This window comes from Gryllotalpicola sp. CP2-P1 (genome assembly GCF_057512245.1).
The window spans coordinates 40,540-61,661 of the sequence record NZ_JBLRDT010000002.1 but is presented as its reverse complement, the minus strand read 5'-3'; the positions used below and the strand labels follow the sequence as shown (position 1 = coordinate 61,661).

Annotated in this window: 19 protein-coding genes, 1 tRNA gene and 2 pseudogenes; 17 read left to right on the top strand and 5 right to left on the bottom strand. The window is 69.0% G+C overall.

From position 1 onward, the window contains the following. The 13 genes and pseudogenes from ACM2XV_RS00635 to ACM2XV_RS00575 form a co-directional block, all read left to right on the top strand. Positions 1 to 467 (top strand): annotated as a pseudogene (locus ACM2XV_RS00635) (DNA repair protein RecN); the annotation flags it as partial. 125 nt (positions 468 to 592) lie between these two features. Beyond that, positions 593 to 2,305, top strand: a complete 1,713-nt coding sequence (gene pyrG, locus ACM2XV_RS00630; RefSeq protein ID WP_487025640.1) for a CTP synthase — start codon at positions 593 to 595, stop codon at positions 2,303 to 2,305. Positions 2,306 to 2,309: 4 nt separating this feature from the next. Continuing rightward, positions 2,310 to 2,951 (top strand): NUDIX domain-containing protein, encoded by a 642-nt coding sequence (locus tag ACM2XV_RS00625; RefSeq protein ID WP_344774647.1) that lies wholly within the window; start codon positions 2,310 to 2,312, stop codon positions 2,949 to 2,951. Then, the gene (gene xerD / locus ACM2XV_RS00620) at positions 2,894 to 3,850 is read left to right on the top strand and encodes a site-specific tyrosine recombinase XerD (protein WP_487025639.1); all 957 of its coding nucleotides are present in this window, start codon (positions 2,894 to 2,896) and stop codon (positions 3,848 to 3,850) included. The genes ACM2XV_RS00625 and xerD overlap by 58 nt, the downstream gene beginning before the upstream one ends. A gap of 40 nt (positions 3,851 to 3,890) precedes the next feature. Further along, the gene (locus ACM2XV_RS00615; protein ID WP_487025638.1) at positions 3,891 to 4,715 is read left to right on the top strand and encodes a ParA family protein; all 825 of its coding nucleotides are present in this window, start codon (positions 3,891 to 3,893) and stop codon (positions 4,713 to 4,715) included. Beyond that, positions 4,699 to 5,520 (top strand): segregation and condensation protein A, encoded by an 822-nt coding sequence (locus tag ACM2XV_RS00610; protein ID WP_487025637.1) that lies wholly within the window; start codon positions 4,699 to 4,701, stop codon positions 5,518 to 5,520. Before ACM2XV_RS00615 ends, ACM2XV_RS00610 begins: the two co-directional genes overlap by 17 nt. Further along, the gene (scpB, locus tag ACM2XV_RS00605; protein WP_487025636.1) at positions 5,510 to 6,076 is read left to right on the top strand and encodes an SMC-Scp complex subunit ScpB; all 567 of its coding nucleotides are present in this window, start codon (positions 5,510 to 5,512) and stop codon (positions 6,074 to 6,076) included. Before ACM2XV_RS00610 ends, scpB begins: the two co-directional genes overlap by 11 nt. Continuing rightward, positions 6,066 to 6,863, top strand: a complete 798-nt coding sequence (locus ACM2XV_RS00600) for a pseudouridine synthase (protein ID WP_487025635.1) — start codon at positions 6,066 to 6,068, stop codon at positions 6,861 to 6,863. The genes scpB and ACM2XV_RS00600 overlap by 11 nt, the downstream gene beginning before the upstream one ends. Next, positions 6,860 to 7,942, top strand: a complete 1,083-nt coding sequence (locus ACM2XV_RS00595) for a prephenate dehydrogenase (protein WP_487025634.1) — start codon at positions 6,860 to 6,862, stop codon at positions 7,940 to 7,942. The genes ACM2XV_RS00600 and ACM2XV_RS00595 overlap by 4 nt, the downstream gene beginning before the upstream one ends. Next, the gene (gene cmk / locus ACM2XV_RS00590) at positions 7,939 to 8,631 is read left to right on the top strand and encodes a (d)CMP kinase (protein ID WP_487025633.1); all 693 of its coding nucleotides are present in this window, start codon (positions 7,939 to 7,941) and stop codon (positions 8,629 to 8,631) included. The genes ACM2XV_RS00595 and cmk overlap by 4 nt, the downstream gene beginning before the upstream one ends. A gap of 14 nt (positions 8,632 to 8,645) precedes the next feature. Continuing rightward, positions 8,646 to 10,160 (top strand): ribosome biogenesis GTPase Der, encoded by a 1,515-nt coding sequence (gene der / locus ACM2XV_RS00585; RefSeq protein ID WP_344774631.1) that lies wholly within the window; start codon positions 8,646 to 8,648, stop codon positions 10,158 to 10,160. 319 nt (positions 10,161 to 10,479) lie between these two features. After that, positions 10,480 to 12,762 carry a glycosyltransferase family 2 protein gene (locus tag ACM2XV_RS00580; RefSeq protein WP_487025632.1) on the top strand — a complete coding sequence of 761 codons (2,283 nt, stop codon included), beginning with the start codon at positions 10,480 to 10,482 and terminating at the stop codon, positions 12,760 to 12,762. Next, positions 12,759 to 14,318, top strand: a complete 1,560-nt coding sequence (locus ACM2XV_RS00575) for a chitinase (RefSeq protein ID WP_487025631.1) — start codon at positions 12,759 to 12,761, stop codon at positions 14,316 to 14,318. Before ACM2XV_RS00580 ends, ACM2XV_RS00575 begins: the two co-directional genes overlap by 4 nt. Positions 14,319 to 14,380: 62 nt before the next feature. On the opposite strand, the gene ACM2XV_RS00570 is transcribed toward ACM2XV_RS00575, so the two are convergent. Continuing rightward, the gene (locus ACM2XV_RS00570) at positions 14,381 to 14,995 is read right to left on the bottom strand and encodes a GNAT family N-acetyltransferase (RefSeq protein ID WP_487025630.1); all 615 of its coding nucleotides are present in this window, start codon (positions 14,993 to 14,995) and stop codon (positions 14,381 to 14,383) included. Positions 14,996 to 15,230: 235 nt separating this feature from the next. Between ACM2XV_RS00570 and ACM2XV_RS00565 the strand changes: the two genes are divergently transcribed. Continuing rightward, a tRNA-Pro gene (locus tag ACM2XV_RS00565) sits at positions 15,231 to 15,304 on the top strand. Positions 15,305 to 15,516: 212 nt separating this feature from the next. On the opposite strand, the gene ACM2XV_RS00560 is transcribed toward ACM2XV_RS00565, so the two are convergent. Both ACM2XV_RS00560 and ACM2XV_RS00555 read right to left on the bottom strand, forming a co-directional pair. After that, positions 15,517 to 16,359: a hypothetical protein gene (locus ACM2XV_RS00560; protein WP_487025642.1), complete on the bottom strand. Its 843-nt coding sequence runs from the start codon at positions 16,357 to 16,359 to the stop codon at positions 15,517 to 15,519. A gap of 212 nt (positions 16,360 to 16,571) precedes the next feature. Next, positions 16,572 to 17,018: pseudogene (locus ACM2XV_RS00555) on the bottom strand (recombinase family protein); the annotation flags it as partial. Between the two features lie 152 nt (positions 17,019 to 17,170). Between ACM2XV_RS00555 and ACM2XV_RS00550 the strand changes: the two are divergent. From ACM2XV_RS00550 to ACM2XV_RS00540, 3 genes are all read left to right on the top strand, one after another. Further along, entirely contained in the window at positions 17,171 to 17,368 is a 198-nt protein-coding gene (locus tag ACM2XV_RS00550; RefSeq protein ID WP_487025629.1) for a hypothetical protein, read from the top strand. A gap of 109 nt (positions 17,369 to 17,477) precedes the next feature. Continuing rightward, the gene (locus ACM2XV_RS00545; RefSeq protein WP_487025628.1) at positions 17,478 to 18,485 is read left to right on the top strand and encodes an aldo/keto reductase; all 1,008 of its coding nucleotides are present in this window, start codon (positions 17,478 to 17,480) and stop codon (positions 18,483 to 18,485) included. Beyond that, complete coding sequence (locus tag ACM2XV_RS00540) at positions 18,482 to 19,495, top strand: SLAC1 family transporter (RefSeq protein ID WP_487025627.1); 1,014 nt, start codon at positions 18,482 to 18,484, stop codon at positions 19,493 to 19,495. The genes ACM2XV_RS00545 and ACM2XV_RS00540 overlap by 4 nt, the downstream gene beginning before the upstream one ends. A gap of 33 nt (positions 19,496 to 19,528) precedes the next feature. Here ACM2XV_RS00540 and ACM2XV_RS00535 read toward each other — a convergent pair whose 3' ends face one another. Both ACM2XV_RS00535 and ACM2XV_RS00530 read right to left on the bottom strand, forming a co-directional pair. Beyond that, a complete protein-coding gene (locus tag ACM2XV_RS00535) occupies positions 19,529 to 20,752 on the bottom strand; it encodes a beta-ketoacyl-[acyl-carrier-protein] synthase family protein (RefSeq protein WP_487025626.1) in 1,224 nt (407 codons plus the stop codon). Then, positions 20,749 to 21,087 (bottom strand): winged helix-turn-helix transcriptional regulator, encoded by a 339-nt coding sequence (locus ACM2XV_RS00530; RefSeq protein WP_487025625.1) that lies wholly within the window; start codon positions 21,085 to 21,087, stop codon positions 20,749 to 20,751. Before ACM2XV_RS00530 ends, ACM2XV_RS00535 begins: the two co-directional genes overlap by 4 nt. Between the last annotated feature and the right edge of the window lie 35 nt (positions 21,088 to 21,122).

Here is a 21,122-nt window from a genome sequence, read left to right as displayed (position 1 = left end):
GCGAGCTCGGAGCGTCGGGGCGCGACCAGGTGGCCGTTCTGCTGCAGCCGCACCCCGGCAGCGAGCCGCGGCCGCTCGGACGGGGCGCCTCGGGCGGGGAGCTCTCGCGCGTGATGCTCGCGATCGAGGTCGTGCTCGCCGGCACCGACCCCGTGCCGACCTTCGTCTTCGACGAGGTGGACGCCGGCGTCGGGGGAGCGGCCGCCATCGAGATCGGCCGCCGGTTGGCGCAGCTCGCCGAGCGCTCGCAGGTGCTCGTCGTCACCCACCTCGCGCAGGTCGCGGCGTTCGCCACCAATCACCTGAGCGTCGTCAAGGACACCAGCGGGGCCGTGACCGAGAGCAGCGTGCGTCAGCTGGAGGGGGCCGAGCGCGAGGCGGAGATGGCGCGGCTGCTGTCGGGACTCGCGGATTCCGAGAGCGGTGTGGCGCACGCGCGCGAGCTGCTGGAGCTCGCGCGGGGGTGACGGGGCCTTTGGAGGAAAGGGTCTCGATACGCCGCGCCCTTCGGGCGCGGCTACTCGACCATCGGGGCGGCGGTGGGCGCGGCTACTCGACCATCGGGGTGGGTGAGATAGCATAGAAGCCCGTGGTGGATTCTTCTGACGCGGGCATTTCAAACTCAAACGGCACTACCAAGCACATCTTCGTGACGGGTGGTGTCGTTTCTTCTTTGGGCAAGGGCCTCACCGCCGCGAGCCTCGGCAATCTGCTGACGTCGCGCGGCCTGCACGTCGTGATGCAGAAGCTCGACCCGTACCTCAACGTCGACCCGGGAACGATGAATCCGTTCCAGCACGGCGAGGTGTTCGTCACCGACGACGGCGCAGAGACCGACCTCGACATCGGCCACTACGAGCGCTTCCTCGACGTGAACCTGTCTCAGGCGGCGAACGTGACGACCGGCCAGATCTACTCGCAGGTGATCGCCAAGGAGCGCCGCGGCGAGTACCTCGGCGACACCGTGCAGGTCATTCCGCACATCTCGGACGAGATCAAGCGCCGCATGCGCCTGCAGGCCCACGCCGACCCGCAGCCCGACGTCATCATCACCGAGGTCGGCGGCACCGTCGGCGACATCGAGTCGCAGCCGTTCATCGAGGCGGCGCGCCAGATCCGCCACGAGCTCGGGCGCAAGAACGTGTTCTTCGTGCACGTCTCGCTCGTGCCGTTCATGAACGCCTCCGGCGAGCAGAAGACCAAGCCGACGCAGCACTCCGTCGCGATGCTGCGCTCCATGGGCATCCAGCCCGACGCTCTGGTGCTGCGCAGCGACCGCCCGGTCTCCGATTCCAACAAGAAGAAGATCGCGCTCATGTGCGACGTCGACGAGGACGCCGTCATCAACACGGTCGACCTGCCGAGCATCTACGACATTCCGGTCACGCTGCATGCGCAGGGGCTCGACGCCTATGTGATTGAGCAGCTCGGGCTCGACAAGGCCGGCGAGGCCGACCGCAGCAGCTGGAACGAGCTGCTGAAGGTCGTGCACGAGCCGCGCAAGGAGGTCACGGTCGCGCTGGTCGGCAAGTACATCGACCTGCCGGATGCCTACCTGTCGGTCTCGGAGGCGCTGAAGGCCGGCGGCTTCGCGCACCACGCCAAGGTGAACCTGCGCTGGGTCGCCTCGGACACATGCGAGACGCCCGAGGGTGCCGCGAAGGCGCTCGCCGACGTCGACGGCATCTGCGTGCCGGGCGGCTTCGGGATCCGCGGCATCGAGGGGAAGCTCGGCGCGCTGCGGTTCGCGCGCGAAAACGGCATTCCGACCCTCGGCCTCTGCCTCGGCCTGCAGTGCATGGTCATCGAGTACGCCCGCAACGTCGCCGGTCTGCCCGGCGCGTCCTCGAGCGAGTTCGACCCGGAGACCGAGTTCCCCGTGATCGCGACCATGGCCGAGCAGGTCGACATCATCGCCGGCGGCGACCTCGGCGGCACGATGCGGCTCGGCCTCTACCCGGCGAAGCTCGCCGCGGGCTCGATCGTCGCCGAGATGTACGGCGCGCCCGAGGCCTCTGAGCGCCACCGCCACCGCTACGAGGTGAACAACCAGTACCGCCAGCAGATCGCCGACGCGGGCCTGTGGTTCTCGGGCACCTCGCCCGACGACCACCTCGTCGAGTACGTCGAGCTGCCGCGCGACGTCCACCCGTTCTATGTCGCGACTCAGGCGCACCCCGAGCTGCGCAGCCGCCCGAACCGTGCGAACCCGATGTTCCGCGGGCTCATCGGCGCCGCGCTCGAGCGCCAGGAGTCGACCCGCCTGTTCCCCGTCGAGGAGCAGGAGGGCGAGAACGTTGCCTGAGCAGGTGCCGCACGAGTCGGCGGATCGCACGCCGATCGCCGACGAGCCGCTCAGCGTCGACGTCACGGAGTCCCGGGTCGGCTTCCACGGCAGGGTCTGGGATGTCCGCACCGAGACCTTCGCGTATAACGATGCGACCCTCACGCGGGACTTCGTCGATCACACCGGCGCTGTGGCGATCGTCGCGCTCGACGATCAGGGACGGATGCTGCTGATCAAGCAATACCGCCACCCGATCCGCCACCGCGACTGGGAGATCCCGGCGGGGCTGCTCGATGTCGCAGGGGAGGACCCCCTCGCTGCGGCGCAGCGCGAGCTCGCCGAGGAGGCCGACCTGTTCGCCGCCGAGTGGAACGTGCTCGCGGAGTTCGTGAACTCCCCGGGCGGCAGCAACGAGGCGCTGCGGGTCTACCTCGCGCGCGGCATCTCGGCGACGGGCGCGCCGTTCGAGCGAACCGCCGAAGAGGCCGACATCGAGGTGCGCTGGGTGGACCTCGACGAGGTCGTCGACGCGGTGCTGGCACGGCGGGTGCAGAACGTCTCTCTCGTCATCGGCGCGCTCGCCGCCCGCGCGGCGCGCGAGCGCGGATGGGCGAGCCTCGGCTCGCCGGAGGAGCCGTGGACCAGGAATCCGCAGGCGCTCTGACGCGCGACGTCACGGCGTACCTGCGGTACGCCGGCCTCGAGCGGCGCCTGGCGAAGAACACCATCGCCTCGTACCGGCGCGATCTCGCCACGTACACCGAGTGGCTCGCCGATCGGGGCATCGCCTCGCTTGACCAGGTGACGCCTGCGACGCTGAGCTCGTACGCGAAGTTCCTGGGGGAGCGCGAGGAGCCGCTGGCCCCGGCATCGGTGTCGCGCATGCTGGGCACCGTGCGCAACCTGCACCGCTTTCTCGCGGTCGAGGGCAGAACGCAGGCGGATGCCGCGCGCGAGCTGCGCACGCCGAAGAAGCCCATGCGGCTGCCGAAGGCGATCCCGCAGGCCGACGTCACCGCTCTGATCGAGACGGCCTCTGGCGACGACGTCGTCGCCCTGCGCGACCGCGCGCTGCTCGAGCTGCTCTACGCGACGGGCGCGCGCGTCTCGGAAGCCGTCGACCTCGACGTCGACGACGTGGTCGACCGTGAGATCGTGCGCCTCACCGGCAAGGGCGACAAGCAGCGCATCGTGCCGCTCGGCAGCTACGCGCGCGAGGCCCTCGACACCTATCTCGTGCGGGCGCGGCCGGCTCTGGCGAGCCGGGGCAGGGGCACGGATGTCGCGGCGCTGTTCCTCGGGGTCCGCGGTCGGCGCGTCAGCCGACAGAACGCCTGGCTCATCATCAAGAAGGCCGCCGAGCGGGCAGAGCTCGCCGCGGAGATCTCGCCGCACACCCTGCGGCACTCCTTCGCCACGCACCTGCTCGAGGGCGGGGCCGACGTGCGCGTCGTGCAGGAGCTGTTGGGTCATGCATCCGTCGCGACCACTCAGCTGTACACCCTGGTGACCGCCGACACCCTGCGCGACGTGTACACACAGGCGCATCCGCGAGCGCGGTAAGGTTGTCCCCGATCACCCGAACGAAGCGCGAAGGAGCAGTGTGGAGCGCACGCCGACGGACTTCCCGGTGCCGGCACCGCTGAAGCAGCACGGACCCGCGCGCATCATCACCCTGTGCAACCAGAAGGGCGGCGTCGGCAAGACGACCACCAGCATCAGCCTGGGAGCCGCTCTCGCCGAATACGGCCGCCGGGTGCTCGCGATCGACTTCGACCCGCAGGGCGCTCTCTCGGCCGGCCTCGCGATCAACACGCACGAGGCGACGACGGTCTACGACCTGCTGCTGAACGGCAAGCTCGACCCGCAGGAGGCGATCCAGCACACGAGCGTTCCCGGACTCGACGTGATTCCGGCCAACATCGACCTGTCTGCCGCCGAGGTGCACCTCGTCAACGAGGTCGCGCGTGAGCAGGCCCTCGCGCGCGTGCTGCGCCGCGTGAGCGACGACTACGACGTCGTTCTGATCGACTGCCAGCCCTCCCTCGGCATCCTGACCGTCAACGCCCTGACGGCGGCGCACGGCGTGCTGATTCCGCTCGAGAGCGAGTACTTCGCGCTGCGCGGCGTCGCGCTGCTGATCGAGACCGTCGACAAGGTCAAGGAGCGCCTCAACCCGGCGCTCGAGCTCGACGGCATCCTCGTGACGATGTTCGACTCGCGCACCCTGCACTCGCGCGAGGTGTTCGAGCGCGTCAAGGACGCGTTCAAGGACAAGGTGCTCGACACGGTCATCTCGCGCACCGTGAAGTTCCCCGACGCGTCGGTCGCCGGCTCGCCCATCACGCAGTTCGCGCCGGAGCACCCGGCCGCGGAGGCCTACCGCCGCCTGGCACGGGAGCTCGTCTCGCGTGGCGCCGTCGCCTGACCCCGTCGAGGGCGATGAGCAGGCGCCGTCGTTCCGCGTCGCGCTCGACAACTTCGAGGGCCCCTTCGACCTGCTGCTGTCGCTGATCGGCAAGCACGAGCTCGACATCACCGAGATCGCCCTCAGCCGCGTCACCGACGAGTTCATCTCGTACCTGCGCGGCATCGACCTCGCCGAGGAGCTCGACCAGGCGAGCGAGTTCCTCGTCGTCGCGGCCACGCTGCTGGACCTCAAGGTCGCGGGGCTCCTGCCGCAGGGCGAGCTCGTGGACGCGGAGGATGTCGCACTGCTCGAGGCGCGCGACCTACTGTTCGCGCGCCTCTTGCAGTACCGCGCCTTCAAGGAGGCGTCCGCCTGGTTCGATGAGCGACTCGCGCAGGAATCCGGGCGCCACGCGCGCACCGTGCGGCTCGACGAGAAGTACCGGGCGCGCACCCCCGAGCTCGTCTGGACGCTGTCCGTCGACGACTTCGCGGCGCTCGCTCTGCTCGCGTTCACCCCGAAGGAGATCCCGGTCGTCGGCCTCGATCACCTGCATGCGCCCCTCATCAGCATCCGCGAGCAGGCGGCGACGGTGGTGGCTCTGCTGCGCGACGGCGCGCCGCGGTCGTTCCGCGAGCTGATCGCGGGCGTGGAGGTCAAGGGCGTGATCATCGCGCGCTTCCTTGCGATCCTCGAGTTGTACCGACATGCCGCGATCCACTTCGAGCAGCTCGAGCCGCTCGGCGAGCTGACGGTGCAGTGGTCGGCCGAGAACTGGACGGAAGAGAACCTGGCGAATCTGGGGGCGGACTATGACGGGTGATGTGCGGCGGCAGCTTGAGGCGATCCTGATGATCGCGGACGAGCCGCAGAGCCTCGTCAGCCTCGCGACGGCGGTCGGCGCGCCGGTCGCCGCCGTGCGCCAGGCGATCGAGGCGCTGCGGGCCGACTATGACGGCGAGGACGAGAGCACGGGGCGCGTGCGCCGCGGCTTCGAGCTGCGCGAGATCGGCGGCGGCTGGCGGATCTACGTGCGCGAGGACTACGACAGCGTCGTCACCGACTTCGTCGTCACGCAGAACCCCACGAAGCTGTCTCAGGCGGCGCTCGAGACGCTCGCCGTGATCGCCTACAAGCAGCCGATCACGCGCGGGCAGGTGGCGAGCATTCGCGCCGTGAACGTGGATTCCGTCGTGCGCACCCTGCTGAGCCGCGGGCTCATCACCGAGCTGTTCGCCGACGCCGAGACCGGCGCGATCAACTACGGCACGACGGATCTGCTGCTCACGCAGCTCGGCATCAACTCGCTCGACGAGCTGCCGCCGATCTCGCCGCTGCTGGCCGATGGAACGGAAGGGTTCGAGGGCGATGTCCGCTGACACGACGGGCGCAGGCCCGGGCGCCGCGCGCACGGACGGCGAGCGACTGCAGAAGGTCATGGCTGCGGCCGGGGTGGCGAGTCGCCGCGCCTCCGAGATCCTGATCCTCGAGGGCCGCGTCACCGTGAACGGGAAGAAGGTGCGCGAGCTCGGCGCCCGCATCGACCCCGGGAGCGATCTGCTGGCCGTCGACGGCGTCGCGGTGCAGCTCGATCAGAGCAAGCGCTACGTGATGCTGAACAAGCCGACCAAGGTCATCAGCTCGATGAGCGACGATCGGGGCCGCACCGACCTGAGCGGCTTCGTCTCGCAGTACGAGGAGCGGCTGTTCAACGTCGGCCGGCTCGACTACGACACCAGCGGGCTGCTCGTGCTCACGAACGACGGCCCGCTCGCGCAGGTGCTTGCCCACCCGTCGTTCGGCGTCGAGAAGACCTACATCGCGAAGGTCAAGGGCACCGTGACGCCGCAGACCCTGCAGCAGCTGAAGTCGGGGATCGAGCTCGACGACGGGCCGATCCGCATCGATCGGGGGAAGCTCATCACGCGAGGCGCCGCCGACGGGGCATCCATGGTCGAACTCACACTGCACTCCGGCCGCAACCGCATCGTCCGCCGCATGATGGAGGCGGCGGGGCACCCCGTCATCGAGCTCGTGCGGCGCAGCTTCGGGCCGCTGCACCTCGGCAGCCTCAAGCTCGGCCGCACCCGCGAGCTGACTAAAATCGAACTCGGCCAGCTGCTCACCCTCGCACGCGAGGCCGAGGAGCAGAAGGGCCGGATGTGACGGAAGCGCGAGTGGGCGGGACGGTCCGCATCGTCGGGTCCGGCCTTCTCGGGGCGTCCGTGGGCCTGGGCCTGCGCCAGCGCGGGGTCGACGTCGTCGTGACGGACGCCTCGCGCACCGCCGCTCGGCTCGCGGTGGAGTACGGCGCGGGGCGTCACCCGGAGCCGACCGATTCGCCTGCGCTCGTCGTGGTCGCCGTGCCGCCGGACGCCGTGGCCACGGTCGTCGCCGCCGAGCTCGCGGCGTTCCCCGACGCGGTCGTGACCGACGTCGCGAGCGTCAAGGGCGCACCCCTGGCCGAGCTGATCGAGCTCGGGGCGGACCTGGCGCGCTACGTCGGCTCGCACCCGCTCGCCGGGCGCGAGCGCGGCGGCCCGATCTCGGCCCGCGCCGACCTTTTCCTCGGCCGCCCGTGGGTCGTGTGCCCGCGGCCCGGGCTCGCCCGCGGCCCCGTCTCGCTCGTCGAGGGGCTCGCCCTCGACCTCGGCGCGATCCCGGTCGAGATGGACGCGGCGACGCACGATGACTCCGTAGCCCTCGTCTCGCACGCGCCCCAGCTTGTGTCGACGCTGCTCGCGCGCCGCCTGAGCGGGGCGACGGATGCCGCGCTCGGGCTCGCCGGCGGGGGAGTGCGCGACGTCACCCGCATCGCCTCGAGCGACCCCGCCCTGTGGGTGCAGATCCTGTCGGCGAACGCCGCGACGGTCGCGTCGATCCTGCGCGCGTACCGCGACGATCTCGGCGAGGTGATCACCGCGCTCGAGAACATCGACGAGCCCGGCAGCCGGCGGGCGCTCGCGGAGACGCTCGCCGCCGGCAACGCCGGTGTCGCGCGACTGCCCGGCAAGCACGGCCAGGACCGGCGGTTCGCGAGCGTCGTCGTGCTCATCGACGACAAGCCGGGGCAGCTCGGCCGGCTCTTCGCCGAGCTGGGCGAGCTCGGCGTCAACATCGAGGACTTCCGGATGGAGCACTCGCCGGGCGCGCAGATCGGCATCGCCGAGATCGCCGTCGTGCCCGAGGCGCTCGCGCGCACCGTGGAAGACCTGACCGAACGCGGCTGGAGGATCGCCGGATGAACACCACCCCTACGACGGGCCCGCTCGTGGTCGCCGTGGACGGCCCCGCAGGCAGCGGGAAGTCGAGCGTGTCGAAGGCCGTCGCGCGCCGGCTCGGCTTCGCCTACCTCGACACCGGTGCGGCCTACCGCGCTTTCGCGTGGCACGCGCAGCACTCCGGGGTGGAGCTCGAGGATCAGGCATCCGTCGTCGCTGCGCTGCCCACCTTCGATCTCGCCGAGGCGACGGACCCCGATCGCTTCACCGTGCGCGTGGGCGAGCACGACGTGACGGCGGCGATCCGCGAGCCCGCCGTGACCGGTGTGGTGAGCCTCGTTGCGCGCGTGCCCGAGGTGCGCGCCGCGCTGACCGGGATCTTCCGCCGACTCGCGGCCGGGACCGACAAGCCGGGCATCGTGATCGAGGGGCGCGACATCACGACGGTCGTCGCGCCGGACGCCCCTGTGCGCGTTCTGCTGACCGCCAGCGAAGAAGTTAGAATGGGACGTCGCTCTGCCGAGTTGACCGGGCATTCGCCCGAGGCCGTCGGTGAGCAGCTGAAGGCGCGTGATCGCGCCGACTCGCGTGTCGTGGACTTCATGACCGCCGCAGACGGCGTGACGACCGTCGATTCCACCGAGCTGGACTTCGATGAGACCGTGGATGCGGTCATCGCAGTCATCCAGTCCCGCACACACTCCCTCCGCTAGAAACGAGAACCACTATGGCCGACACCGACGACTTCGACGACGCAGCCGTCGGCAGCGACGACCTCGCAGAGAAGCTCGCCGCGCTCGACGACGCGGCGGCGGAACGGCGCACCGCGGCGCTGCGCGGCGGCCTCGACGAGTACGCGCTCGACGACGAGGACCTCGCTGTCCTCGAGTCGGCCGGCGAGGACGTCGACGAGATCACCTATCTGCCGGCGCTGCCCGTGGTGGCGATCGTCGGGCGCCCCAACGTGGGCAAGTCCGCACTCGTGAACCGCATCCTCGGCCGTCGTGAGGCGGTCGTCGAGGACACGCCCGGCGTGACGCGCGACCGCGTCTCGTATCAGGCCGAGTGGATGTCGCGCCGCTTCACCCTCGTCGATACGGGCGGCTGGGAGCCCGACGCTCGCGGAATCGACGCCTCGGTCGCCGCGCAGGCCGAGGTCGCGATCGACCTCGCCGACGCCGTGATGTTCGTCGTCGACTCGAATGTCGGCGCGACCTCGACCGACGAGCACGTCGTGCGTCTGCTGCGCAAGACGAACAAGCCCGTCTACCTCGTCGCCAACAAGGTCGACGACGCGCGTCTCGAGCCGCAGTCCGCCGATCTGTGGTCGCTCGGCCTCGGTGAGCCGCACCCCGTCTCGGCGCTGCACGGCCGGGGTGTCGCGGACCTGCTCGACCTCGTCGTCGGCGCGCTGCCCGAGGTCTCGGCCGTCGCGAAGCGCGAGGTCGGCGGACCGCGCCGCGTCGCCATCGTCGGCCGCCCGAACGTCGGCAAGTCCTCGCTTCTGAACAAGGCCGCGGGGGAGGAGCGCGTGGTCGTCAACGACCTCGCGGGCACCACGCGCGACCCGGTCGACGAGCAGATCGAGCTCGGCGGCAAGGTGTGGCGCTTCGTCGACACCGCAGGCATCCGCCGACGCGTGCACCTGCAGCAGGGCGCCGACTTCTATGCGTCGCTGCGCACCTCGGCCGCGCTCGAGAAGGCCGAGGTCGCCGTCGTCGTGCTCGATGTCACCCAGCCGATCAGCGAGCAGGACGTGCGCATCATCGACCTCGTGCTCGAGTCGGGGCGCGCCCTCGTCATCGCATACAACAAGTGGGACCTGCTCGACGACGACCGCCGCCGCTACCTTGAGCGCGAGATCGAGCAGAACCTCGCCCATGTGGACTGGGCGCCGCGCGTCAACATCTCGGCGAAGACGGGTCGGCACCTCGAGAAGCTCGTTCCGGCGCTCGAGCTCGCGCTCGAGTCGTGGGACACGCGCATCGGCACCGGCAAGTTCAACGCGTTCCTCGCGGAGCTCGTCGCGGCTCACCCGCACCCGCTGCGCGGCGGGAAGCAGCCCCGCATCCTGTTCGGCACCCAGGCGTCGAGCCGGCCGCCGACATTCGTTCTCTTCACGACGGGGTTCCTCGACCCGGGGTACCGGCGCTACATCCAGCGCCGGCTGCGCGAGCTCTACGGTTTCGAGGGCACCCCGATCGTTCTCAACATGCGCGTGCGCGAGCGGCGCAGCCGCTAGAACCCCCAGCGACACGCAGAAGGCCCGCACCCCCAAATCGCGGGGTGATCCGGGCGGGAAAGCGATTTCTTCGGCGTGAGCGCGCCGCGTTCGGGGGTGGCCGCGTGTAACGCGCCCGAAATGGGGACACGCGCATGACGAGCTCTCAGCATCACTCGGCTTAACGTGATCTGTGTCGGCAACCCGAACCTGCCGGCATACCCGCTCCTCTTGGAACCCGAAGCCGAGGGAATTCTCTGTGTCATCTCACCATGCCCAAAATCACCCTGCCCAAAAACGGCAGTGGGGCTCTGAGCGCCGTCGCGCGCCCCTGCCCGTCATGCACCCGAAGCCGAGCGACGGCAAACTCGCTCGCAGCCGCATCGCCATCGTCGTCACCGTTCTCGCGTGGCTTGCCTACGTCGTCTCCACCGTGCTGCGTCAGTACCTCGACTACGGCAACCACGGTTTCCGCTTCACCATGGAGTCGATCGGCTACGTCGTGATCGTGACGCTGCTCACGTTCTCGGCGCTGATGTACCTCGTCGCGCGCACCGGAGCGTTCCAGCGCTTCCAGAGCCACACGCGGGTGCCGCGTGCCGAGCTCGAGCGCCACTTCGCCGAGAACCCGACCGGCATCACGGTGCTCGTGCCGTCGTATGCCGAAGAGCCCGAGGTCGTGCGTGCGACGCTGCTGTCGGCGGCACTGCAGGAGTTCCCCGAGCTGCGCGTCGTGCTGCTGCTCGACGACGACCCCGCGCCGAAGTCGCAGGCGGCAGCCGACCGGCTCGCTCGCACGCACGAAGCCGTCGCCGGCATCGAGCGCCTGCTCGCCGAGCCGGCTGAGCACGTCGACCGTGCCGTTCGCCAGTTCACCGACCGCATCGCCGCCGACCGCCGCGCGAACGCGCTCGCGTCGGCCGAGGAGGCGAGCCGTCTGGCCCGCGAGTACTACTGGGCCGCCGGCTGGCTGCACGGTCAGGCGATCGACGAGAAGAACGAGGACCACGTCGACGAGTTCTTCGTCAGCGAGGTGCTCATGCGGCTCGCGGAAGAGCTGATGGAGACCGGGGATGCCCTGCACGCGGCATCCGTCGAGGGCGCCCGCCTTCCCATCGCCCGCCTCGACGAGCTCTACCGCCGCCTGCAGTGGACGTTCACCGCAGAGCTGTCGGTCTTCCAGCGCAAGGCCTGGGCCTCGCTCTCTCACGAGGCCAACAAGGCGATGAACCTGAACGCGTACATCGGGCTCATGGGTGGCCGCTACCGCGCGATCGAGACCCCGATGGGTCGGTCGCTCATCGAGGCCGGCCCGCTTGACGAGGACGCGTTCGACGTGCCGGACAGCGAGTTCGTGCTGACGCTAGACGCCGACTCGATCCTGCTGCGCGAGTACTGCCTGCGCCTCGTCTACTTCCTGCAGCAGCCGGGGAACGAGCGCGTCGCCGTGACCCAGACCCCGTACTCGTCGTTCCGCGGCGCGCCGACCCGTCTCGAGCGGCTCGCGGCGGCGACCACCGACGTGCAGCACATCCTGCACCAGGGCATGACGCACTTTGGCGCCACGTTCTGGGTGGGTGCGAACGCGGTGATCCGCCGCGCTGCGCTCGACGACATCCGCGAGATCGAGCACGTCGACGGCGTCGAGGTGCGCCGCTTCATTCAGGACCGCACGGTCATCGAGGACACCGAGTCGAGCGTGGACCTCGCGGTGCACGGCTGGACCCTCGCCAACTACCCGGAGCGCCTGTCGTACAGCGCGACCCCGAGCGACTTCGGCTCACTCGTCGTGCAGCGCCGGCGCTGGGCGAACGGCGGCCTGCTGATCCTTCCGAAGCTGTTCAGCCAGCGCCGCGAGCTGAAGCGCCGTGGCAAGAAGGTGCCCGCCACCGAGTTCCTGCTGCGCCTCAACTACATGGCGTCGATCGCGTGGGCGAGCTTCGGCCTGCTCTTCATGCTCGCCTACCCGTACGACAGCCGCCTGCTGAGCCCCTTCGTGATGCTCGCCGCCCTGCCGTACTTCGCGGCCATGGCCTCCGACCTGCACTACAGCGGCTACAAGCGCACGGATGTCTTCCGCATCTACGCCTTCAACCTGATCCTCTTGCCGGTGAACCTCGCCGGGGTGCTCAAGTCGATGCAGCAGGCCGTGACGGCGAAGAAGATCCCGTTCGCGCGCACGCCGAAGGTGAAGAACCGCACGGCGACCCCGTTCCTGTATGTGATCGCCCCCGCCGCGATCGTCGCGTTCTCGGTGCTCACGCTGTGGCGCGACTGGTACGCGCAGAACTGGGCGAACGCCGCGTTTGCGCTGGTGAACGCCGTGTTCGCCTCCTACGCGATCGTCGCCTTCATCGGCATCGGGCCGATGTTCGCGGATGCCTGGGCCGGTGCCACCCGTTGGATGTACGTGCCCCGCGCGCAGACGGCAGCGAACGAGGCGACCACGGCGGATGCCGCAGGCGAGTCGAAGCCCACGGGCGGCACCGACTGGCGCCTCGTCCTCTACCGCGGTGCGGGCGAGGTCGGCGACGCGCGCCGCCCCGCGCCGATCGCGTTCGAGACGGAATTCGCGGCCGAGGTCGACTCCCACGAGGCCCACCACGAGAGGCAGGCGGCATGAGCGCCGGCGACATGCGTCTCTCGCCGTGGCGCGTGACGGTCGCGGCCGTGGTCGGCCTCGCCGTCGTGACGGTGGCCGTCTGGGGCGGCATGGCGTGGAAGGCCCAGGCGCAGGGCAGCGGTGTGACGCCCGTGTTCGCCCCGTACGTCGATGTGACGGCCACCCCCGAGTACGCCTTCGAGCAGGCCGCCGATTCCGGCGCGAAGAACGTCGTGCTGTCGTTCGTCGTCGCGCCTCGCAGCGGCGACTGCGCGCCGAGCTGGGGTGGCGCGTACGCGCTGGGTGCGGCATCCACCGCCCTCGATCTCGATCGGCGCATCAGCCGACTGCGTCACGAGGGCGGCGACGTCGCGGTGTCGTTCGGCGGTCAGGCCGGCACCGAGCTGGCCCTCGCCTGCACCACGACATCGGAGCTCGAATCGGCGTACGCCGCGGTCGTCAGCCGCTATGAGCTGTCGACGATCGACCTCGACCTCGAGGGCTCGGCGCTGTCGGACAGCGCTTCGATCGCCCGGCGTGCCGACGCGATCGCGAAGCTGCAGAAGGAGCGCCGCGCCGCGGGCCACAAGCTCTCGGTGTGGCTCACGCTTCCCGTCGGGACCGACGGCCTGCAGTCGGACGCGCAGCGCGTCGTGACCGAGATGCTGCGGGCCGGTGTCGCGGTCGCGGGCGTCAACGCGATGACCATGGACTACGGCACCGAGCTGTCGGCGGGGAAGACCATGGCCGCGATCGCGAAGGGCTCGCTCAATGCGGTGCACGGCCAGCTCGACGCGCTCTATCGGCGTCAGGGCGAGCGGCTCACGTCGCAGCAGCTGTGGGGCAAGGTCGGCGCCACCCCGATGATCGGGCAGAACGACACGGCCGGAGAGGTGTTCACGCTGGCCGACGCGCGGAAGCTCAACGCCTTCGCGACGGAGAACGGCGTCGGACGGATGTCGATGTGGTCGCTGAACCGCGACCAGAGCTGCAGCGCGAACTATCCGGACACCTCTGTCGTCTCGGATGCCTGCAGCGGCGTCGCCCAGCGCGGCGTGAGCTTCGCGTCCACGCTCGGGCGCGGCTTCGGCGGCAAGATCGTCGATGCGGCCGCTGCCGTCGCGAAGCCCACCGCCATTCCCACGCAGGGCGCAACGGCCGACGATCCGGCGACGAGCCCGTACCCGATCTGGAACGATGAGGCGGCCTATGTGGGCGGCTCGAAGGTGGTCTGGCACCACGAGGTCTATGAGGCCAAGTGGTGGACGCAGGGCGATGTGCCGGACGACCCGACGGGCTCTTCGCAGGCGGTGCCGTGGCAGTTGATCGGCCCGGTGCTGCCGGGGGAGACGCCCGCGCCGCAGCCGACCGTGGCCGCCGGGACCTTCCCGACCTGGAGTCCGAGCACGAGCTACACGGCCGGCGCCCACGTGATGCTGAACGGCGTCGCCTACCAGGCGAAGTGGTGGACGAAGGGCGACGACCCGTCGCATCAGTCGGGAGACCCGTCGAGTCCGTCGCCGTGGCAGCCGCTGACGCCGCAGCAGGTGGCGGCGCTGACCGCGGACGCCGGATAGGCGCGGCCGGCGCGGTGCGCATCGACGGCTGACTCCTGCGGCTCCGCACAGGTGCCCACCGGTCAGAAGTCGATGCGCATCACCGCCCGCCGCGCGCTCGGACGGCTCACCTCGGTGAAGCCCGCGGCCTCGAAGACGCTGCGCGCGCCGACGAACAGCTCGCCCCAGCTCAGCCGCTCTCCGGGCGCCGTGACGATCGGATAGCCCTCGACCGCCCGCGCGCCGCGGCTGCGCGCGAACTCGGCCGCCGCCTTGGTGAGTTCCGACATCAGACCGCGGCCGCGGAAGCCCGCGCGGGTGACGAAGCACGTGACCGCCCAGACATCCGCATCGCCCTTGTCTTCATCGCGGCCCAGCCACGGAATGCGCTGCTTCTGCATGCGCACGTAGTTCACGCGCGGCTCGGCGGCGACCCAGCCGGCCGGCTCGCCGTCGAGATACGCGACGAGCCCTGTCGTGGTGCGTGCAGCGGGGTCGTCGCAGTTCGTCTCGGCCCGTTGGCGCTGCCCGAGTTCCTGCCAGGGAAGCTCACGGTAGTCGCGCGGGCTCACCTTGAACCACTGGCACTGGCACCCGTGTGCGTCGCCCCGGTCGCCGAAGATCGACTGGATGTCGGACCAGCTCGCCTCGTTCGCCGGAACGATGCGTGGGGTCGCGATGCTCAGCGTCTCTGCCATGACGAAACGGTAGCCCGGGCCACTGACATCGACGCCCGGCGTCGCGGCGAGGTCGGCGCCTTCGGCGACGCGGCCGATTCGTCGGAGGCCGGGGCGGCACGTTATGATGATCGGGTTGTCCGCGCTTCGGCGCAGTCGACAACGGGCTGTGGCGCAGCTTGGTAGCGCACCTGACTGGGGGATAAGGGGTTTAGGCCTCTTCCGGTCGGCTCGACACAACTGAATATCCACGTCACGGGCTGTGGCGCAGCTTGGTAGCGCACATGACTGGGGGTCATGGGGTCGCAGGTTCAAATCCTGTCAGCCCGACGGAAGGGTTCTTCGTGAAACTGATCACGAAACCCACAAACAAGAAAACCGCTCCGGAGATCCGGAGCGGTTTTCTCGTTTTCTGGGCAGACGACCTGCTTATCGGGCGGTCAGAGGCCGGTGTGGGTTGTGCGTTTTCGCGTTTTGGGCAGGCTCGCGCCGTCTTTACGCGCGGGTTTTGCCCTCTTGGGCAGTAGTGGGGCGGCTGCTGATCAGCGCCGCGCTGGCGGGCTGCTCGCCCTAATGCGCCCCCGTCGAGGCTTGGCGTCCGGTGGGAGAGGCGCGCCTTCCGGATAGGTATTGATATACGGATTGTGCCACTTGTTGTCGCGGGCCCGGGGCTTCTTCGGCTTCGGGCCGCCGGTCGACTCCGCGTGGAGCTGATCGTGGATGAACGCAGCGATCTTGTCGAGGTTGAAGGCGGTGATCACCATCGTCATCATCAACTGCGCTCCCGCCAAGCCGCGCACGCGCCTACGAGAAGAGCTTTCGAGGTCGTGGGTCCCGCCGCGCTTAATCTGCGCGTTGACGGACTCCACCGAGTTGCGAGCGTGCTGATGGAACGTTTCCCACGGCTCGAGGCCGTAGTCGAACCCTTGGAAATGCTTGCGACCTTCGCCGAGGGTCATTGCGACGCTGTGCTTGGTGCAAATGTCATCCAGCAACTCGGTGGGGTGAAGGTCTTCTTCTTCGACGGAGGGTCGAGCCTTCTTGGCTGCGGTCTGAGCCAGCTCGCGAAGCGGACACGTCACCGTCGGGCTGGGCCCTAGGGCAGGGCAACGCATCATCATCTTGCCGTTCGGCTTGCGCTCCTTGACGTGGAGCTTGAACGCCCTTAGCTGGCCCTTGCGGTCAAGGAACGTGGGCTTGTCGATGTCGCCGTTGAAGTAGTCGAACGTCGCGTTGAGATGAGCCTCGGGCGTGCTTGGGCAGTAGACGTTGCCTTCAAGGAACTTCGCCCCGTGTTCTTCGCCACTGGGCAGGAGTCGGTCAATCCGGTAGTCGGTCGAGGGTGTCCAGCCCAGAGAGAACGCGGGGTCGTGGAGCCGCTCCACAGTGGACCCAGCCCAATACTCTTTGTCGGCGTCCGCGAGGCCGGGGGTGAGGCCGAGCTTGTTGCTGTGACGGAGGAGGTCCCCATTGACTCGCCGGCGATGTAGCGTTTAACGAGCTGCCGGATCACGCGAGCCTCGGTCTCGCGGACTGTGATCTTGTCCTGCTCATACCCGAACGGCCGGGCGGCACCACCGTTCGGTTTGCCCATCTCTGCTTGCTGCTGCATCGCCCGTCGGAGTCTGGCCGACTTACGTCCAGACTCGGCAGCAGCTACCGCGCTGATGACACGGGCCACCAGCAGACCGGCGTCGTTGCCCAGCCCAACGTCGCCGGTTACTGTCGAAATGTCGACGCCGGCGGCCGTGCAGACTTCGATCGCACGCTCCAGCTCGATCGGTCGCCTGGTCAGCCGGTCGAGGTGCCAGACGATGACGCGGTCGATGCGTTTCTCTGCGATGTCGTTGAGCATGCGTTCGTACTCGGGACGCCACTTGCCGGTGAATCCGCTGATGTCGTTGTCGACGTACTCGTCAGCGATGTCCCAACCACGGCTGACGGCGAGCCTCCGGCAATCCTGGAGTTGACGCTGTACGCCGAGCCCCTCGTGGCCGGGGTCAGAGGAGATGCGGGCATATATGACTGCTTGGACCTCATTCATGCGGGCACCGTAAAGCATGCGCCGGTAGGCGGGGTAGATGCCCGCCTACGCTGTGTTGGCCGCGATTTCGCCCGGCAGTCCCTCGTGAGGTCCATTACCAAGCACCGGAGGGTTCACCCGGGCAGCCTCGCCCGTACGTCGCCTTTGGTCGAGTGAGCGACGGACTCGACGGCGAACTTACCGACGAGAAGACTGACACCGTCGTGGCTGCAACCGGCTACTCCTTACTGAAGCAGTGCGACCCTGCCTGGGTCTTCGTGATGAAGGTGGTTCGGGATGTCGTCCGGTCGTTTACTCCTGGCGTGGGCGACGTGGACCGGTTCGCGGCCCCCGCATTTGCCTGGGGTTAGCCCCACAAGCTGCCGTGGGTTAAGCACCGATCGGAGTAATGCCGCCCCGATTGTGTCCGCTTCCCGGGGGCGAGAGCCTCGAGGAGGCGAAGGAGAAAGGAGCACGATCATGACCATCCCGCGACGCAAGCTCGGCACCAACGGCCCCACCGTTTCACTCATCGGACTCGGTGCGCTCGGTATGTCGGACCTCTACGGTCCCGCGGACGAGACCGAGTCGATCGCGACGATTCACGAGGCGATCGACCGGGGTGTGAATCTCATCGACACCGGAGATTTCTACGGGTCGGGGCACAACGAGATGCTCATCGGCCGCGCTTTGCAGCAGCGGCGTCGAGAAGACGTCGTGCTCAGCGTCAAGTTCGGAGCGCGACGTGCCCCCGACGGCAGCTTCCAACCGGTCCCTTACGACGTCTCCCCGGCGGCGGTGAAGGACCGGCTCGCCTACTCGCTCCGCCGCCTCGGCACCGATTACATCGACATCTACCGGCCGTCACGCCTTAACCCTGACATCCCGCTCGAGGACACTCTCGGGGCTCTGCTCGAGATGCAGCAGGCCGGGTACATCCGGTTCATCGGCTTGTCCGAGGTAGGTGCCGAGACAATCCGGCGCGCTGCGCTCGTCACGCCGATCTCCGACGTCCAGATCGAGTACTCGCTGCTGTCCAGGGGCCCGGAACGTGCGATCATTCCTGCGCTGCGTGAGCTCGGGATCGGGCTCACGGCGTACGGGGTGCTGTCTCGTGGGCTGCTGAGCGGCCACTGGAGGGCGGACCGCAACCTCTCGGCGGGCGACTTCCGTGCGTCGAGCCCGCGGTTCCAGCCGGAAAACCTGGGGCGCAACCTGGAGCTGGTGGAGTCGCTCGGGCGCGTTGCAGCACGACTTGGGGTGACGACGAGCCAGGTGGCTATCGCGTGGGTGGCTGCACAGGGCGATGACATCGTCCCGCTTGTCGGGGCGCGGCGGCGCGACCGATTGGAGGAGTCACTGGCCGCTGCCGACTTGCACCTCGATGATCGAGAGCTCGCCGAGATCGCCGAGGCGGTACCAGATGGCGCAGCCGCGGGGGAACGGTATGCGCCGACGCAGCTGGCGACGTTGGACAGCGAGCGGTGAACAGCCCTACTGAGGGTCGTAGGCGCGCGGCCGCTCGGGGCCGGGTCCGTTGGAGGGTCCCGCTGGACGTATTCGCGATCCCGCTCGGCCTCGCTGCGCTCGGGGGAGCCTGGTCAGCGTTCACTTCGGCAGGCGTCGCCGTCGGGCCTGTCGTCGAATCGCTCTTCGCTGCATCGACGGTGCTCTGGGCCGGATTCACCCTGGGCTATTTCGCACAGCTGTTGATCACCCGCCGGTTGTTCGAAGACCTGCGGCATCCCCGTCAGGGTCCGTTCGCTGCGTACATCCCGGTGATCGGCATCCTCTTGACCGTGCACTACGAGGAGCTTGCGCCGACGGCGATGCGATCGCTCATGCTCATCTTCGTGATCGCACTGGCACTCGTCGCGGCGGCGCTGCTGAGGCATTGGATCATCGGCGACGTTCCGTTCAGCGCCCTGCATCCCGGCTACCTGCTACCGGTGGTGGCCGGTCCGTTCCTGGCTAGCATCGGCCTGACGTCGGCAGGTTTGACGACCGCGGCCTGGGCAGCCTTCGGGGTCGGCGCCTTCTTCTGGGTGGCGATTGGGACATTGATCCTGTCGCGGTTGATCACCGGAGCGCCGCTGCCTGTGAAGTCTCAGCCCTCCGTGTCAATCCTGATGTCGCCGCCAGCGGCCGCCGGCCTCGCCTGGATCATCGCGAGGGGAAGCGAGAGCGGACTGGTCTTCGACTCCATCATCGGGGTGCTCGTCCTCATGGGTCTGCTGCAGCTCTTCATGCTGCGCGACTATGTCCGGGCGCCCTTCTCGCTGAGCTACTGGGCGCTGACTTTTCCGGTCTGCGCCGGGGCGAATCTGGCGATCCGGCTGCTCTCCGACAACCGACCCTCGCTCTGGCGTGAGCTGTCGGTTGGAGCGGTCACGCTCTCCACCGCGGTGGTCTTCGCGGTCGGAGTCGCCACACTTGCGCGCGTTATCCCTTGGCGAGGCGCCAAACGCAGACCCGGACGCCGGAGTGTCTCCGCCTAGTCGGTGACGCTCCGGCGGGGGCCGCTGTCAGGATCACTTCGTGAAGACGATGGCCGAGTTGTGACCTCCGAACCCGAAGGAGTTGCTGATGGCTGCGTGGATCGGCATCCGACGCGCCTCGGTCGTCGTGATGTCGAGCGCGAGGCCGTCGTCCGGCTCCTCAAGCGTCGGAGTGGGCGGCGCCACATCGTCCTTAACGGCGAGGAGCGTCGCCAGGGCCTCGAAAGATCCGGCGCCACCGAGCATGTGGCCCGTCATCGCCTTCACCGCAGAGACAACCGGAGAAGCGGAGTCCCCGAAGACCGCCCGGATGGCGCGTGCCTCGATCGCATCGCCCACCTGCGTCGAGGTGGCGTGTGCGTTCACGTGGGCGATATCGGACGGCACCAGCCCCGCGTCCTCGATAGCGGCGCGCATCGCCCGGATCTGGCCGTCGCCGCTCGGTTCCGGCGACACCATGTCGTGGGCGTCGGACGTGATCGCTGCGCCCGCCAGCCGCCCATAAGGCGTGCGGCCCCGGGCGGCGGCATGCTCCACCGACTCCACGATCAAGACGGTCGCCCCTTCGCCCAGCACGAAGCCGTCCCGTGACTTGTCGAAAGGCCGGGATGCCGTGGACGGTGAGTCGTTCCGCGTGGACATGGCGCGAGCCTGGCTGAACCCGGCCATCGTCACCTCTTCCACGCATGCCTCCGTGCTTCCGGCGATGACGACATCGGCGCGACCCAACCGGATGAGGTCGAGCGCGTGCGCGAGCGCCTCGGCGCCGGTCGCGCACGCGCTCGACGGAGTGATCGCGCTCGCCCGTGCGTCCAGGTCGATGCTGACCGCGGCTGCGGGGCCATTCGGCATCAGCATGGTGACCATGCGCGGGCTGACGCGGCGCGGGCCTCCCGAGCGCAAGGCGTCCTGGTTGGCGATCAGAGTGCCGACGCCGCCGATCCCCGTGCCGATGATCACAGCGACCCGGTTGGGGTCCGCGCCGGAGCCGTCGAGTCCGGCATCCGCCCACGCTTCGCGGGCTGCCACCACGGCCGCCTGCTCAGCCCGATCGAGCCGCTTGGCGAAAACGCGGTCGAGTCGGGAGGCGGGGTCCTCTGCCATCTGGGCGGCTATCCGCGTCGGCAGGCGGGGCGCCCACTCCTGATGCAGAGCGGCAACACCTGAGCGGCCGGCGAGCAGGTTGTCCCAGCTCTCGCCGGCGGTTGGTCCGAGCGGGTTGATGGTCCCGATCCCGGTGATGACTGCGTCTTTCACGACTTCTCCTTGTTGAGGGATTCCCTGCCATAGACGCGCCCCCACGCGTCCATCGCTTCGAGCACGGGCACCAGTGCGGTGCCCGCTTCGGTGGCGACGTACCGATCGCGGGGCCGGGCGCCGGGTTCCTGGTAGTTTTCCCGGCGCAGGATTCCCCGGCTCACGAGCTGTTGCAGCCGATCGCTGAGCACATCGCCGCTCAATCCGAGAGCGTCCTTGATCTCGGAGAACTTCTGGTTCCCGGCCAGGACCTCCCGTACGACCAGCAGGGACCACTTCTCGCCGACCCGTGCCATGCACAGGTCCGCGCCGCGATAGAGGCTGTCCTCGCTCATGTGGTTGCCGTCCTTCACTCGCGTCTGAATCGCCC

Bases quoted from the DNA above. Each gene is read 5' to 3' on its own strand.
- ACM2XV_RS00530 (WP_487025625.1), bottom strand. From the start codon at position 21,087: ATGAGCGAGGACAGCCTCTATCGCGGCGCGGACCTGTGCATGGCACGG.
- ACM2XV_RS00570 (WP_487025630.1), bottom strand. From the start codon at position 14,995: ATGGCAGAGACGCTGAGCATCGCGACCCCACGCATCGTTCCGGCGAAC.
- ACM2XV_RS00575 (WP_487025631.1), top strand. From the start codon at position 12,759: ATGAGCGCCGGCGACATGCGTCTCTCGCCGTGGCGCGTGACGGTCGCG.
- der (WP_344774631.1), top strand. From the start codon at position 8,646: ATGGCCGACACCGACGACTTCGACGACGCAGCCGTCGGCAGCGACGAC.
- cmk (WP_487025633.1), top strand. From the start codon at position 7,939: ATGAACACCACCCCTACGACGGGCCCGCTCGTGGTCGCCGTGGACGGC.
- xerD (WP_487025639.1), top strand. From the start codon at position 2,894: ATGGGCGAGCCTCGGCTCGCCGGAGGAGCCGTGGACCAGGAATCCGCA.
- ACM2XV_RS00545 (WP_487025628.1), top strand. From the start codon at position 17,478: ATGACCATCCCGCGACGCAAGCTCGGCACCAACGGCCCCACCGTTTCA.
- ACM2XV_RS00580 (WP_487025632.1), top strand. From the start codon at position 10,480: ATGCACCCGAAGCCGAGCGACGGCAAACTCGCTCGCAGCCGCATCGCC.
- ACM2XV_RS00600 (WP_487025635.1), top strand. From the start codon at position 6,066: ATGTCCGCTGACACGACGGGCGCAGGCCCGGGCGCCGCGCGCACGGAC.
- scpB (WP_487025636.1), top strand. From the start codon at position 5,510: ATGACGGGTGATGTGCGGCGGCAGCTTGAGGCGATCCTGATGATCGCG.